This is a genomic window from Micromonospora sp. S4605, from assembly GCF_003176715.1.
In the GTDB taxonomy this organism is placed as follows: domain Bacteria; phylum Actinomycetota; class Actinomycetes; order Mycobacteriales; family Micromonosporaceae; genus Micromonospora; species Micromonospora echinaurantiaca.
In genome coordinates this window covers 1-14,355 of the sequence record NZ_QGSW01000238.1, presented here as the reverse complement: position 1 = coordinate 14,355, position 14,355 = coordinate 1, and the positions used below count along the sequence as shown (strand labels likewise).

The window sequence follows — 14,355 nt, the reverse complement described above, 5'->3', positions numbered from 1 at the left end:
GGTCGGGGGGCGTCCGCTGCGCCGGTACGCGGGAGACCTGGGAACCGGCGGGGGGCTGCACTGATTCCACTCCCTGAGGCTAGCCGCTGGGCGCTGCGGACCCAATGCCCCAGATCCAGCGGATCGTGACGGACCCATCCCCACCGGTGAGATCCACGACAACACCGGCGCAGCGCCGCCGCGCATCCGCAAGGAGCGGCTCCACCTGGGATACCGTCACTGGCGGGGTTGCCAGCCTCGGGCAGAGGGGGTGGACGGGTGGCCGGTCCGAAGGCACGTACCAACCGCGCCGCCGCTCTGCACCGGCGGGCCGCCGCCACCGCGACCGCTGCCGCCGTCGTCCTCGACGAGACCCGGCCCGCCCCCGCCGACCAGCGCCGTCAGTACGAGCTGGCCGAGCGGCTGCGGGCGGCGGCGGCGGTGCTGGCTCCCGGCTGGGCCGGCGCTCCACTGGAGACGCTTTCCCCGACCGCGCCGGCCGGCGAGGGCCCGCCGCCGTTCGTCCGGGTCGGCACCGCGGCGCCCCTGGACGACGCCCGCTTCCCCGCGCTGGTGCCGCTGCTCGGCACGGGTCATCTCACCGTGGACGCCGACGCGTACGAGCCCCGGGTGGCCGGGCTGCTCCGGGCCGTACTGCTGCGGTTGCTGGCGGCGACCCCGGCCGGTGCGCTGCTGGTCCGCGTGGTGGACGCGGCGGGTGGCACGCTGACGCCCTTCGCGGCGCTCGCCGACGCCGGCCTGCTGCCGCCGCCGGTGGCGGACGTGGCCGGGCTGCGTGCGGTGCTGAACGAGGCCGAGCAGTGGGTGGCGCCGGGCGCGAGCGGTCGCCGCCGGCACGACCGCACCCTGCTGCTGGTGATCGCCGCGCTGCCCGAGTCGACCGGTCCGACCGACCTGGGCCGGATCGCGGCGCTCGCCGAGCAGGGCCCGTCGGCCGGGCTGCACCTACTGGTCGCCGGTTGGCCCCGGCCCGGCCGCGACGCCCTGCCGCTGGCCACCCCGCTGGCGATGCGCACCGCGTACGCGCTGCTCGGCGACCCGCCGGGGACCTCGTTCGCCGGTCCCGGGGCGGAGCCGCCGGGCGGGTTGAACTCGCCGGTCTTCGTCGAGGCGGACCCGCCCGCCGACCTGGTCGACGCGGTCTGCCGGCGGCTCGCCGAACAGGTGGAGGCGGGCTCCCGGCTGGCCCTGGGCGACCTGCTGCCCGACGTGGACGCCGAGCTGTGGACGGCCGGTTCGGCCGACGGGCTCAGCACCACCGTGGGCGACGCGGGCGGCCGGCCGGTCTCCCTCGGCTTCACCGAGCTGACTCCGCACTGGCTGGTCAGCGGCCGGTCCGGGACGGGCCGCTCCACCTTCCTCACCACCGCGCTGCTCGGCCTGGCCGCCCGGTACGGCCCGGACGAGCTGGTGCTGCACCTGGTGGACCTCGGCGACGGCGAGTCCTTCGTGGAGTTCCTGCAGACCGAGCGGGACCGCTCCTGGATCCCGCAGGTCCGTACCGCCGCGCTGGCCGCCGACCGGGAGTACGTGCTGGACCTGCTCGACCAGTTGACCACGGAGCTGCACCGCCGCGAGGAGGCCGGGCACCGGGCCGGTGGCCAGCGCTACGCCGAGCTGCGGCAGCACCAACCGCTGCCGCGGATCGTCTGCGTGCTGGACAATCTCCCGCTGCTCTTCGCCGAGCGGGACCGGTTGGCGGCAGACGCCGCCGCCCGGCTGGAGATGCTGGCCCGGGGCGGCCGGTCGTACGGCATCCACCTGGTCCTCGCCGGCGAGGGTGACCTCGGGCTGGGCTCCCGTGCCGACGGCGGGCACCGCGACTCGATGCTCGGGCAGTTCCCGGTGCGGGTGGCGCTGCCCGGCGGTGGCGCGGTGCTGGAACCGACCAACGACTCGGCGGCGGGGCTGCCGGCGGGCAGTGCGGTGGTGAACACCGCCGGTGGGCTGGGCGGCCCGCGGGGCGCGATCCGGGGGCACGAGCGCATGGTCCGCTTCCCCGATCCGCAGGACGACCCGGAAACGGTGGAGCGGCTGCGCCACCGGCTCTGGTCGGCCCGGCCCGAGGGGTCGGCGCCGCCGGTGGTCTTCGCCGGCTACGCTCGCCCCCGGCTGCGTAACGATCCCCGGCACCGGGCGGCGCTGGCCGGGCGGGCGCACGGCCCCGCGGCCCTGCTCGGCCGTGCGGTGGCCGTCGCCCGTACCACGGTGGCGGTGCCGCTCGGGCCGGCGGCGGGCCGCAATCTGGCAGTTCTCGGGCCGGGACCGGAGGCGGCCGCGCTGCTGGCCACCGCGGCCCGCAGCACCGCCGCGCACCATCCACCGGGTGCCGCGCGGTTCGTGCTGGCGACGGAGGACCGGACCCCCGCCATCGACGCGCTCGCCGCCGAGCTGGCCGCCCGGCATCCGGTCGAGCGGGTCGACCTGCCCGGCCTGCTCGCCGTCGCCGACGCCGGTGAGCCGGCCTACCTGGTGGTCTTCGGGGTGGACGCCGGGGCGCGACTGCCCGCTGCCCGGCTCCGGACCCTGCTGCGGGAGGGCCCGCCGGCGGGCCTGCACGTGCTCGGCTGGTGGCGCACCGTGCCGCCGTTCGCGGCCCTGCTGGAGCCGGCGGACGGCGAGGTGGACAAGCTCGCCGCGGTCGCCGCGGTGGACGTGCCCGGTGCCCAACTGGCGGCGGTCTTCGGTCGCCCGGTCGACTGGCGGCCCCGGCCGGGTCGGGCGGTGCTCTGGGACGGGCCGGGTGAGCGGGGCACCGTGCTGGTCCCGTTCGCCCCGGAGGGAGTGGCATGAGCGAGCGGATCACGGGGCACAGCCCGCTGGAGCCTCGGCCATGAGCGACGGCGAAGTGGGTGGCCGGGTGGTGACCGCCGCCGTCCCCGGGCGGCAGCGGGACGGCGCACGGGTGCCGGCGCAACCGGCCGGCGGCGACCCGGTCTCCGCCGCCTGGACCGACTACCTGGCCGCGGCCCGGCAACTGGACGGGGTACGGCGGGACGCGGTCACCGCCGCCGGTGAGCAGGCCCGGTCGGTGCAGGCCGCGCGCGAGGAGCTGACCGCCGTACGCACCCGGCTGGCGCCGCAGGAGGCGCGGCTGCGCGAGCTGGGCGTACCACCGATCTCGCTGGTGCCCACGCCGCCGGAGCTGACCGAGGCGGCCCGGTCGATGGCGGGTGGTCCGGCGGCGGTGCTGGCCGGGCTGCGCGCCGCGCACGACCGGGCGGAGGCCGCGGACGCGGCGCTGGCCGCGCGCGGCCGGGTCAACCCGGCCGGCTGGCCGGCCCCGCTGCGCAACCTGCTGGTGTACGCGCCGCTGGCACTGCTGGTGCCGGTGATCCAGGTGGCGGTCTACCTGGCGACCGGGCCCGGGGCGGCGAGCGTCGCGGCACTGATCTGCGGGCTGCCGATGCCGGCGGTGGCCTTCGCGGCCGGGTGGATCGGCACCGGGCGACTCTTCCCGGCCCGGCCGGGCCGGCGGGCGGACCGGACGACCCGGCTCGGCGCGCTGGTCTGCCTGGTCCCGGCGGTGCTGGTCACCGCCGGGCTGCTGCTCGCGCTCCTCGCCGGCTGAACCGACCGGGCCGCCGAGCCGGCTGGCGGCCCGGTGTGGTCGACCGGGGCCGCGACGTCGCCGGACAGCACTCGGCCGGCCGCCCGCGGCACGCGGGGTCGGCCGGCCGGGTCGGCTCGGGTCAGCGGGGGATGATCAGGGCCATCGCCTCGGCGCGGGACTTCGCGTCGTGCTGCAGGGTGCCGCGCACCGCCGAGGTGATGGTCTGGGCGCCGGACTTCTGGATGCCGCGCATCGCCATGCACATGTGCTCGCACTCGAGCACCACCACCACGCCGCGCGGCTCCAGCTTGCTCATCAGCAGGTCGGCGATCTGCGAGGTGAGGCGCTCCTGCACCTGGGGCCGGCGGGCGAAGACCTCGACCAGCCGGGCCAGCTTGGACAGGCCGGTGATCCGGCCGTCGGGCCCGGGGATGTAGCCGATGTGCGCGCTGCCGCGGAACGGCAGCAGGTGGTGCTCGCAGAGGCTCATCACGTCGATGTCCCGGACCAGCACCAGCTCCTCGTGGTTGGCCTCGAAGGTGGTGCTGAGCACCTGGGCCGGGTCGACCCGGAGGCCGGCGAAGAGTTCCGCGTACGCGCGGGCGACCCGGGACGGGGTCTGCTGGAGGCCGTCCCGGTCCGGGTCCTCCCCGACCGCGATCAGGATCTCCCGGACCGCCTTCTCGATCCGGCCGAGGTCCATAGTGTCCTCGACGGGCCGGCCGGTGAGCTTGCCACTGATCAACCGGGCGGCGACGTAGTCGAGGCCGTCGTCGCCGTCGGGCTCGGTTGCGGACGCGGCCAGCCCCCGGTGGTGGGGGCTGGCCGCTGGATCGGTGCTCAGTGCGTACCGTCCGAGTTGTTCGAGGTGCCGCCGACCGTCGCCTCGGCGCCGTCGGCCTGGGCCTGCACCTTGAGCGCCTCCTTCTCCGCCGGGGTGAGCACCGGCGGCTCGGTGGAGGGCTGGCGCTTGCCGAAGCCGTTGTACGGCGCCATCGGCGGCCGCTTGGCCACCCGCGCGCAGATCCGGGCCATGTCGGCGGTGGAGAGGGTCTCCTTCTCCATCAGCTCGAGGACGATGTTGTCCAGCACGTCCCGGTACTCGACCAGGATCTCCCAGGCCTCGTCGTGGGCCAGTTCGATCAGCGCCCGCATCTCGGCGTCGATCTCGGCGGCGACGGCGTCGGAGTAGTCCCGCTCGTGGCCCATGTTGCGGCCGAGGAACGGCTCGTCGCCGCTGGTGCCGTACTTGATCGCACCGAGCTTGGAGCTCATGCCGTACTGGGTGATCATCGCGCGGGCCAGCTGGGTGGCCTTCTCGATGTCGTTGCCGGCGCCGGTGGTCGGCTCGTGGAAGACCAGCTCCTCGGCGGCCCGGCCACCGAGCGCGTAGGCCAGCGTGTCGACCATCTCCGCGCGGGTCTGGGTGTACTTGTCCTCGGTGGGCAGCACCAGGGTGTGGCCCAGCGAGCGCCCGCGGGACAGGATCGTCACCTTGTGCACCGGCGCGGCGTGCGGCAGCGCCCAGGCGACCAGCGCGTGCCCACCCTCGTGGTACGCGGTGATCTTCTTCTCCTGGTCGCTCATCACCCGGGTCCGCCGCTGCGGACCGGCGATCACCCGGTCGATCGACTCCTCCAGGGAGTCGTTGGTGATCGCCCGCTGGTCCTTGCGGGCGGTGAGCAGCGCGGCCTCGTTGATCACGTTGGCCAGGTCGGCGCCGCTGAAGCCCGGGGTGCGCCGCGCCACCGAGTCGAGGTCGACGTCCGGGGTGAACGGCTTGCCCTTGGCGTGCACCCGCAGGATCGCCTTGCGGCCCTCCATGTCGGGGGCGTCCACCGGGATCTGCCGGTCGAACCGGCCCGGGCGCAGCAGCGCCGGGTCGAGGATGTCCGGCCGGTTGGTGGCGGCGATCAGGATGACCCCGCCCTTGGTGTCGAAGCCGTCCATCTCGACCAGCAGCTGGTTGAGGGTCTGCTCGCGCTCGTCGTGGCCGCCGCCCATGCCGGCGCCGCGGTGCCGGCCGACGGCGTCGATCTCGTCGACGAAGACGATCGCCGGGGCGTTCGCCTTGGCCTGCTCGAAGAGGTCGCGGACCCGGCTGGCGCCGACACCGACGAACATCTCCACGAAGTCGGAGCCGGAGATCGAGTAGAACGGCACCCCGGCCTCGCCGGCGACCGCGCGGGCCAGCAGCGTCTTACCGGTACCGGGCGGGCCGAAGAGCAGCACGCCCTTCGGGATCTTGGCGCCCAGCGCCTGGTACTTGGCCGGGTTCTGCAGGAAGTCCTTGATCTCGTGCAGCTCCTCGACGGCCTCCTCGGCGCCCGCCACGTCGGCGAACGTGGTCTTCGGCGTGTCCTTGGTGATCATCTTGGCCTTGGACTTGCCGAAGTTGAGCACCCGGGAGCCGCCGCCCTGCATCTGCGACATGAAGAAGAGCAGCAGGAGCACGAGCAGCGCGATGGGCAGGAGGTTGACCAGCAGGCTGACCCAGATGCTGTCCGACGAGACCTTGGTGTCGGCCGGGCCGGTGATCCGGTTGTTCGCCTTGGCGTCCAGGACCTCGTTCCAGACCTGGTTGCCGACCTCGTACGGGAACTGGGCCTCGATCCGGTCGGTGGTGGTGTCGCCGAACTTGGCCTTCTCGGCCAGTTCGAGCTGGAGCGTCTGCTCCTTGTCCTGGAAGACCGCCTTGTTGATCTTGGCGGTGTGGAGCTGGTCGAGCGCCACCGACGTGTCCACCCGGTGGTAACTGGGACCAGCCGTGAAGAGTTGGCTGAGCACAACGGCGCCGAGGATGACCAGGATGATCCAGACCACCGGTCGGCGGAAGAAACGCGTACGTTCCATGCTGTCGTCGAGCGCCGAGACGCCCGCATCCTCCTGATCGACGTCCTGACCGTCTGAATGGTGTCGCCGCCTGGGGCGGCGCCGGGCCGCCGTGCGGGCCGGCCGCGACCCCGAGGCGCTAATCTGCCGCGCCGCGGTCATTCGACGGTACACCGTGCGCGCGAGGAGTGAGCTTGCGAGCCCCGCAGTCGCGCCCCATCGAGATCGACGAAGCGCCCCGCGGCCGGGCCCGCCAGCCCGTGTCCCACACCCAGCGGAGCCCGGGCGATGGCCGGCGTGGCGGGGAGTCCGACCCGGGCCACCCCGATCGCCCGGTCACGCGGTCGAGGGGCCGGGAGCGGAGCTGCCTCCGCGCCACCGACATCCACGGTAGTCGGATCGGCTGGGAGTCCGCTGAACGTCGGCTCGACGCGCGCCGATCCGAGCCGCGCTCAGGAGCGGGCGTAGACCTCCGGCTTGAGCACGCCGACGTAGGGCAGCTCGCGGTAGCGCTCGGCGAAGTCGAGGCCGTAGCCGACGACGAACTCGGTCGGGATGTCGAAGCCGACGTACTTCACCGGGACCGGCACCTTGACCGCGTCCGGCTTGCGGAACAGCGCCACCACCTCGACGCTCGCCGCGGAGCGCGACTCCAGGTAGCGCAGCAGCCAGGAGAGGGTCAGCCCGGAGTCGACGATGTCCTCGACCACGACCACGTGCCGGCCGGCGATGTCCCGGTCCAGGTCCTTGAGGATGCGGACCACCCCGGAGGAGGTGGTGCCCTGGCCGTACGAGGAGATGGCCATGAAGTCGAGTTCGGCGGGGGGCCCCTGCCGGCCCAGCGCCCGGGCGAAGTCGGCCATGAACATGACCGCGCCCTTGAGCACGCAGACGAGCAGGAGTCCGTCCTCGACGTGGGCGTAGTCCGCCGAAACCTGCTTGGCCAGTTCCGCGGTCTTCTCGCGGATCTGCGCCTCGGAGATGATCACGTGGTCGATGTCGGCGTCGTACCAGGAGCCGTCAGCCATGACCCCTAGCCTGCCGTACGCCGGACGGCCCCCGTCGGCGGGGCCGCCCCTTTTGGCGCGGTCCCGCCCAGGATTTTTCCCGCAAAGTTGACCAATCACCTCAGCAGGTACCCGACCGCCACCGGTGACCGTTGTCGGTGGGCTTCCAGTCGGCCGAGTCCCGGCTGTCGGCGGTCAGGCCGGCCGCCGAGGCGGCAGCGAGGAGGACGAGGAAGAGCAGGAAGAACAGGAACTCCATGGCGGCGCTCGCTTTCGCACGTTTGCTGTCGGTTTCGCCGCCGGTGCGCACCGGACTGCACATAGTCTCCGCCGGTCCGTCCGGGCCAGACAGTGGCAGGAATGCCACTCAGGCTCGATTTCCTGCCACCCTTGGGGTTACCCTCGTCACATGCTGCGTACGGTCGCCGTCCTCGCCCTCGACGGGGTCGCCGCGTTCGAGCTGGGCGTCCTGGCCGAGGTCTTCGGCACCGACCGCACGGCCGACGGCTTCCCCGGCTACCGCTTCCAGGTGTGCAGCCCGGACGGCGCGGCGGTGTCCACCGCCTCCGGCTTCCAGCTGGTGCCGCACGCCGGCCTGGGCTCGGTCGACGAGGCCGACCTGGTCGCCGTACCCGCCCACCGGCACGGCACGAACGCGCCGCCGGCGGTGCTCGACGCGCTGCGCCGGGCCGCCGACCGGGGCGCCTACCTGCTCAGCGTCTGCTCGGGAGCGTTCCTGCTCGGCGAGGCCGGCCTGCTCGACGACCGCGACTGCACCACCCACTGGAAGTACGTCGACGAACTCCAACGGCGCCACCCCACCGCCCGGGTGCAGTGCAACTCGCTCTACGTCCAGGACGGCCGGCTGCTCACCAGCGCCGGCACCGCGGCCGGCATCGACGCCTGCCTGCACCTGGTACGCCAGGAGCACGGCTCGGCCACGGCCACCCGGCTGGCCCGCCGGATGGTCGTCCCGCCGCACCGCGACGGCGGGCAGTCACAGTACGTCGAGGCGCCGATCCCCAAGGCGCCCGAGGCGCCCACCCTCGAACCGGTGCTGGAGTGGCTGATGGGGCACCTGGACCGGCCGGTGACGGTTGACGAGATCGCCACCCGGGCCGGCATGGCCCCGCGTACCTTCGCCCGCCGGTTCCGCGCCGAGACCGGCACCACCCCGCACGACTGGCTGACCAACCAGCGGGTGCTGCTGGCCCGACGGCTGTTGGAGGAGACCCGGCTGAGTGTGGAGGACGTCGCCGACCGGTCCGGGTTCGGTGACGCCGCCGCACTGCGGCACCACTTCGCCCGCCGGGTCGGCGCCACCCCGCACAGCTACCGCACCACCTTCCGCGACCGCGCGCACGCCGGCTGAGCCACCAGGGTCAGAAGCCGCCCATGCCGCCGTCGACCCGGGACTCCGAGCCGGCCACGTAGCCGCCGTCGGCCGTCCGCCAGATCGCCTGCCCGTACCCGAAGACGGCCGGCTCCGCCGCGACGGTGATCTCGTGACCGCGGGCCCGCAGCTCGTCCACCGCCGCCCGCCCCTCCGCCGTGCCGACCAGCTCCGGCTCGACCAGCAGCGACCGGCCGGCGTGCCAGTACCAGCGCGGCGCGTCGAGTGCCGCCTGCGGGTCGAGCCCGGCGTCGAGGGTGGCCGAGACGAGCTGGACGTGCCCCTGCGGCTGCATGTGCCCGCCCATCACCCCGAACGGCCCGACCGGCTCACCGTCCCTGGTCAGGAAGCCGGGGATGATGGTGTGGTACGGCCGCCTACCGGGCCCCACCACGTTCGGGTGCGCCGGGTCGAGGCGGAAGCCGAGGCCCCGGTTCTGCAGCGCGAAGCCGTGCCCGGGCAGCACCACGTGCGAGCCGAACGCCAGGTAGGTGGACTGGATGAGGCTGACCATCATGCCGCCGACGTCGGCCGTGCAGAGGTAGACGGTGCCGCCGCGCTCCGGGTCGCCGGCCACCGGCTCGCCGGCGCGATCGGTGATCAACGCCCGGCGGGCGGCGAGGTAACCGGGTGAGAGCAGCGCCGCGGTGGGTACCGGCACCAGGTCCGGGTCGGCGACGTACGCGTGCGCGTCGGCGAAGCCGAGCTTGACCGCCTCGATCTGCCGGTGCAGGCGGTCCGCCAACGGGACGTCGGCCAGCTCCAGCCCGTCCAGCACACCGAGCGCTACCAGCGCGGCCAGGCCCTGCCCGTTCGGCGGCAGCTCCCACACCTGGTGGCCCCGGTAGCGCACCGGCACCGGGTCCACCCAGCTGGAGGTGTGCCCGGCGAGGTCGTCGCCGGTGAGCAGCCCGCCGGTCCGGGCGGCGTGCCGGGCCAGCGCCTCGGCCGTCGCACCGCGGTAGAAGTCCTCGGACCCGGTCTCGGCGATCCGACGCAGGGTGCGGGCGGCGTCCGGGTTGCGCCACCGCTCCCCCGGCCGCGGCGCCCGGCCGCCGGGCGCGAACACCCGCTCGAACTCGGCGTACTCCGGACCGGCCAGCTCGGCGTGCGCGGCCACCCCGCGCGCCCAGGCCGCGGCCACCCCGGCGGAGACCGGGTGGCCGTGCTCGGCGTACCCGACCGCGTCGGTGAAGAGGTCGGCGAAGGGCAGCCGGCCGAACCGGTCGTGCAGGTCCCGCCAGCCGGCCGGCGCGCCGGGGACGGTCACCGGCAGCCAGCCCCGCGCCGGCAGCGCCGGCCCGGCCGACTGGGCGCCGCCGAGCGCGGCCACCGGAGCCGCGCTCCGGCCGCCGGTCGCGGCGCGCACCGCCGCCAGGGTCAGCGCCGCGGGCGACCGGCCGGAGGCGTTCAGCCCGTGCAGCCGCTCGCCGTCCCAGACCAGGGCGAACAGGTCACCGCCGATGTCGTTGGACGGGGGCTGCACCACGGTCAGGGTGATCGCCGTGGCCAGCGCCGCGTCGACCGCGTTGCCGCCGCGCCGCAGCACGGCCAGGCCGGCCGCCGCGGCCAGGGGATGGCTCGTCGCCACCGCGCCGTGCGGAGCGTAGAGCGGCTGTCGGGGGTACGCCATGCGCCATGTCTACCGCCTCCCGGCGGCGGCCGCGCCCCCGGTGGTCGTCGATCCGGCGGCACCCGCAGCCCTGCCCACCCACCGGCCGACGGCGTTCTTCCGGTCACCGGTCAGCGGCCCGGCGCGACCGTCGTCCCTCGGCGCTCATCGGCCCGGCGGTGCGCCGGCCCCTCAGGCTGCGCCGACACGGGTCAGCCGGCCGTCGCGGCGGATCACCCGCAGACCGCCGGGCAGGTGCGCGGCGCCCTGCCCACGCCAGCCGGTGACCAGCGTGTCCAGGGCGGTCACGTGCCGGTGCGACAGCGCGGCCGGCGGGGCGCCCAGCTCACGGGCCCAGGCGTGCAGCACCCGACCGCGCACCGCGGGAGCCAGGTCGGCGAGCGCCGCGACCGACAGCCCGCCGGCGGGGTGCCGGACCCCGGCGAGCGCGGTCGCGGCCAGGTCGTCCAGCGCGGCGTTGTCCGCCGCCACCAGCCGGGCGGTCCGGGCCAGGTTCTCCAGCACCCCCGGCCCGAGCGCCCGCACCAGCGCCGGCAGCACGTCGGCGCGGACCCGGGCGCGGGCGTACGAGGGGTCGGTGTTGTGCGGGTCCTCCCACGGGGTCAGCCCGAGCACCGCGCACGCCTTGCGGGTCTGCTCCCGGCTCACCTCCAGCAGCGGGCGCAGCAGCGGCACCCCGGCCAGGTCCCGCCGGGCCGGCATCCCGGCCAGCCCGCGCGGGCCAGCGCCCCGGGCGAGCGCGAGCAGCACCGTCTCGGCCTGGTCGTCCCGGGTGTGCCCGGTGAGCACCGCCACCGCCCGGTGCCGCCGGGCCACCTCGGCCAACGCCTGGTAACGAGCCTCCCGGGCGGCCGCCTCCGGCCCACCGGGGCGGCCGGCCACCTCGACCCGGACCGCCTCCACCGGGACGAACCCGGCGGCACCCGCCCAGGTCGCCACCGCCGCGGCCCGCTCCGCGGATCCGGCCTGCAGGCCGTGGTCGACGGTCACCAGACCGGCCGACCGGCCCAGCCGGGGCGCCACGAAGACGGTGGCCGCGGCCAGCGCGAGCGAGTCCGCGCCGCCGGAGCAGGCGACCAACACCGGCCCGGACGGCAGGTCGGCCAGCGCGCGACGTACCGCGACCCGGATCGCGGCGACCGGCGGGGCGAGCGCGGCCACGGGTCGACGGTCAGCCGACGACCGGCACCGGGCCCACCGGCCCGTGCACCCGCGCCACCCAGGCGTCCGGGTCGCCGAGCTCCTCGAGCCGGGGCAGGGTGAGCGGCGAGTCGAAGACCTTGTTGAAGCCGGCCATCCCGACCCGCTCCACCACGCCGTGCACGAACTTGCGGCCCTCGGCGTACTGGCGCATCTTGACGTCGACGCCGAGCAGCCGGCGGATCGCCTTCTCCAGCGGGTTGCCGGACTCACGGCGCCGGTTGAACGCCGCCCGGATCCGCTCGACGCTCGGGATCACCTGCGGGCCGACCCCGTCCATCACGAACTCGGCGTGCCCCTCGAGCAGGGTCATCAGCGCGGTGAGCCGGTCCAGCACGGCCCGCTGGGCCGGCGTCTGGACGAGGTCCAGCACGCTGGTGCGGCTCTCCGGGTCGCGGACCGCCTCGGAGAGCGTGGCCACGCCCCGGCGCAGCCGCTCCAGCAGGTGCTCGCCGCCACCGGCCGAGGCGTCGACGAACGCCTGCACCTCGCTGAGGAAGTACGCGCGCATCCAGGGCACGGCGGTGAACTGGGTGCGGTGGGTCACCTCGTGCAGGCACACCCAGAGCCGGAAGTCGCGCGGGTCGGCGCCGAGCTTGCGCTCCACCTCGACGATGTTCGGCGCGACCAGCAGCAGCTGGCCCGGGTCGGCGGAGAAGACCTCGTACTGGCCGAGCACCCGGCCGGAGAGGTACGCCAGCACGGTACCGGCCTGCACGCCGGTCAGCCGGGAGCCGATCGCCTCGGTCAGCGGGCCGGGCTGCTTGTCGCCGGAGAGCCGGCTGACCAGGGGGCTGATCACCTCGCGCAGCCCGGCGATGTTGGTCGCCGCCCAGTCCCGCCGGTCGACCACCCGCACCGGCGGGTGGGACACCTGTGGGCGCAGGCCGGTGTAGTCGGCGACGTGCCCGGCCGCCTCCTCGGTCAGCCGCCGCAGGTCGGCGACCACGTCGGTGGCCTCCGCGTACGACACCCGGGGGCCCGACTTGCCCAGTGCCCCCGCGGTCGCGGCGGCCAGATCCCAGTCCACGAACTGCGCCATGCACCCACCGTACCCGCGCCGGAACACCCCGGCCCGGGCTCGCGTCGGCGATCGACGCCGGTCGCCGCCGACCGCGGGCCGCCACGCGGGGCCGGCAGGGTGGCGGTGCCGCCCGGCTGGCCGGCGCGGTGCTGGCCGCCGATGCCGGCGCCGGTCGACCGCGTCACGGCGGACGGGCCGGGCCGGCGGGCTCAGCGGCAGCCGCAGCCGGCGAGCGTGGCGCCGATCCGGTCCAGCGCCACCCGGGCTGCCTCCATCCCGTCCGGCGGCACCGCGTCGGTGAGCACGGCGAAGGTGAGCAGCCGTCCGTCGGCGGTGGTGACCAGCCCGGCGATCGCGTGCACCTTGGTCAGCGTGCCGGTCTTCGCCCGGACCACGCCCGCGCCGGACCGGGTGCCGTCCGTCGCGTAGCGCTCGCCCAGCGTGCCGGACCAGCCGGCGACCGGCAGGCCGCCGAAGACCGCCGCCAGCTCGGGACGGCTGCCGTTGCCGGCGAGCGTGATCAGGTCGGTGAGCAGCGAGGGGCTGATCCGGTTGGTACGGGACAACCCGCTGCCGTCGGCGAGGGCGAGCTCGTCGGCGGGCAGGCCAAGCTCGCCCGCCACGGCGTCCATCGCGGCGGCGGCGCCGGTGAACGAGGCGGGCTGGTCCCGGGCCAGCGCGACCTGGCGGGCCAGCGCCTCGGCGACGATGTTGTCGCTGTCGCTGATCATGATGTCGACCAGCCGGACCATCGGCAGCGACTCCACCTTGCCCAACTCGCTGCCGGGGGCGCCGGCGGTGGCGTCGGCGCCGGCGGCCGGCGCCCGGCCGCGGCTGACCGCGTCGGCGGGCACGCCGAGCAGCCGGGCGAAGGCGCGGCCGGCGACCAGGTCGGGCTGGGACACCCGCTCGGCGCCGTGGTTGCCGGCGTCGTGGTCCCGCTTGGCCTGCGGCACGTCCTTGCGCGCGCCGTCGGTCATCAGCGCGGTGATCGCGCCGCCGTAGCCGCCGGTGGGGATGTCGTCGTCCCAGCCGGGTTCGTGGACCGGGCCGGAGTAGAGCGAGGAGTCGACGGTGACCTTGGTCGGCGCGGTGCCGCCGAGCGCCGCCTTCACCTGGGCGGCCAGGTCGTCCAGCCGGGCCGCACCGGGGTAGAAGCCCTTCTTGTCCACCGCCAGGGTGGGGTCGCCGCCGCCGACGATCACCACCTCGCCCGGGCTGGCGCCGGCCACCGCCCGGGTCGGGATGCGGTGGCCGGGACCGCGCGCGGCGAGCACGGTCACCGCGGTCACCAGCTTGGTCACCGAGGCGGGCACGGTGCCGTCGTCCTCGTGGGCGCCGAAGAGCGGCTGGCCGGTGGCCACGTCGGCCACCGAGACGTTGACCCGGTCACCGAGCGCGGCGGCGCCGACCAGCGGGTCGAGCGCGGCGGAGACCCCGTCCGGGGTGGGCAGCGGGGCATTGGCGTCCGCCCCGGCCAGCACCGGCACCGGCGGCGGGTCGGCCGGCTGGGCGCTCGCCGGACCGCCGGCCTGGTCGTCGCCGAGCCACTGCGCCACCGGGCCGGGACGGACCACGACCACCCCGGCGGCCAGCGCGAGCAGCAGCACCGCGGCGAGCACGAGCGGCAGCAGCCGCCGGCGCCGGGCCGGCGCGGGGGGTACGGCGGCGGCCGGCGCCGCGCCGGCGGGCGGCGGCGACACGGGTACGGAG

Annotated in this window: 11 protein-coding genes; 3 read left to right on the top strand and 8 right to left on the bottom strand. The window is 75.6% G+C overall.

All coding sequences use genetic code 11. The annotated features are described in order from the left end of the window. Positions 1-258: 258 nt before the first annotated feature. The gene (locus tag DLJ47_RS20610) at positions 259-2,793 is read left to right on the top strand and encodes an FtsK/SpoIIIE domain-containing protein (protein ID WP_109901801.1); all 2,535 of its coding nucleotides are present in this window, start codon (positions 259-261) and stop codon (positions 2,791-2,793) included. A 40-nt stretch (positions 2,794-2,833) separates the two neighbouring features. Further along, positions 2,834-3,571, top strand: a complete 738-nt coding sequence (locus DLJ47_RS20605; RefSeq protein WP_233257925.1) for a hypothetical protein — start codon at positions 2,834-2,836, stop codon at positions 3,569-3,571. Positions 3,572-3,692: 121 nt separating this feature from the next. Here the strand turns inward: DLJ47_RS20605 and folE are convergent, their stop codons facing one another. The 4 genes from folE to DLJ47_RS36365 form a co-directional block, all read right to left on the bottom strand. Next, a complete protein-coding gene (gene folE, locus DLJ47_RS20600; protein ID WP_109901799.1) occupies positions 3,693-4,358 on the bottom strand; it encodes a GTP cyclohydrolase I FolE in 666 nt (221 codons plus the stop codon). Between the two features lie 35 nt (positions 4,359-4,393). Further along, positions 4,394-6,406 carry an ATP-dependent zinc metalloprotease FtsH gene (gene ftsH, locus DLJ47_RS20595; RefSeq protein WP_109901797.1) on the bottom strand — a complete coding sequence of 671 codons (2,013 nt, stop codon included), beginning with the start codon at positions 6,404-6,406 and terminating at the stop codon, positions 4,394-4,396. A 431-nt stretch (positions 6,407-6,837) separates the two neighbouring features. Beyond that, positions 6,838-7,413 (bottom strand): hypoxanthine phosphoribosyltransferase, encoded by a 576-nt coding sequence (gene hpt / locus DLJ47_RS20590; RefSeq protein WP_088996427.1) that lies wholly within the window; start codon positions 7,411-7,413, stop codon positions 6,838-6,840. Between the two features lie 100 nt (positions 7,414-7,513). After that, positions 7,514-7,651 (bottom strand): hypothetical protein, encoded by a 138-nt coding sequence (locus DLJ47_RS36365; protein WP_199235936.1) that lies wholly within the window; start codon positions 7,649-7,651, stop codon positions 7,514-7,516. A 150-nt stretch (positions 7,652-7,801) separates the two neighbouring features. On the opposite strand from DLJ47_RS36365, the gene DLJ47_RS20585 reads away from it, so the two are divergent. Beyond that, a complete protein-coding gene (locus DLJ47_RS20585; protein ID WP_109901795.1) occupies positions 7,802-8,764 on the top strand; it encodes a GlxA family transcriptional regulator in 963 nt (320 codons plus the stop codon). Positions 8,765-8,774: 10 nt separating this feature from the next. Here the strand turns inward: DLJ47_RS20585 and DLJ47_RS20580 are convergent, their stop codons facing one another. The 4 genes from DLJ47_RS20580 to dacB all read right to left on the bottom strand — a co-directional run bounded on the left by DLJ47_RS20580 (position 8,775) and on the right by dacB (position 14,345). Next, the gene (locus DLJ47_RS20580) at positions 8,775-10,418 is read right to left on the bottom strand and encodes a gamma-glutamyltransferase family protein (RefSeq protein WP_109901793.1); all 1,644 of its coding nucleotides are present in this window, start codon (positions 10,416-10,418) and stop codon (positions 8,775-8,777) included. 171 nt (positions 10,419-10,589) lie between these two features. Then, positions 10,590-11,579 (bottom strand): tRNA lysidine(34) synthetase TilS, encoded by a 990-nt coding sequence (gene tilS, locus DLJ47_RS20575; RefSeq protein WP_109901791.1) that lies wholly within the window; start codon positions 11,577-11,579, stop codon positions 10,590-10,592. A gap of 10 nt (positions 11,580-11,589) precedes the next feature. Continuing rightward, positions 11,590-12,660: a zinc-dependent metalloprotease gene (locus DLJ47_RS20570; protein ID WP_109901803.1), complete on the bottom strand. Its 1,071-nt coding sequence runs from the start codon at positions 12,658-12,660 to the stop codon at positions 11,590-11,592. 191 nt (positions 12,661-12,851) lie between these two features. After that, the gene (dacB, locus tag DLJ47_RS20565) at positions 12,852-14,345 is read right to left on the bottom strand and encodes a D-alanyl-D-alanine carboxypeptidase/D-alanyl-D-alanine endopeptidase (protein WP_109901789.1); all 1,494 of its coding nucleotides are present in this window, start codon (positions 14,343-14,345) and stop codon (positions 12,852-12,854) included. Between the last annotated feature and the right edge of the window lie 10 nt (positions 14,346-14,355).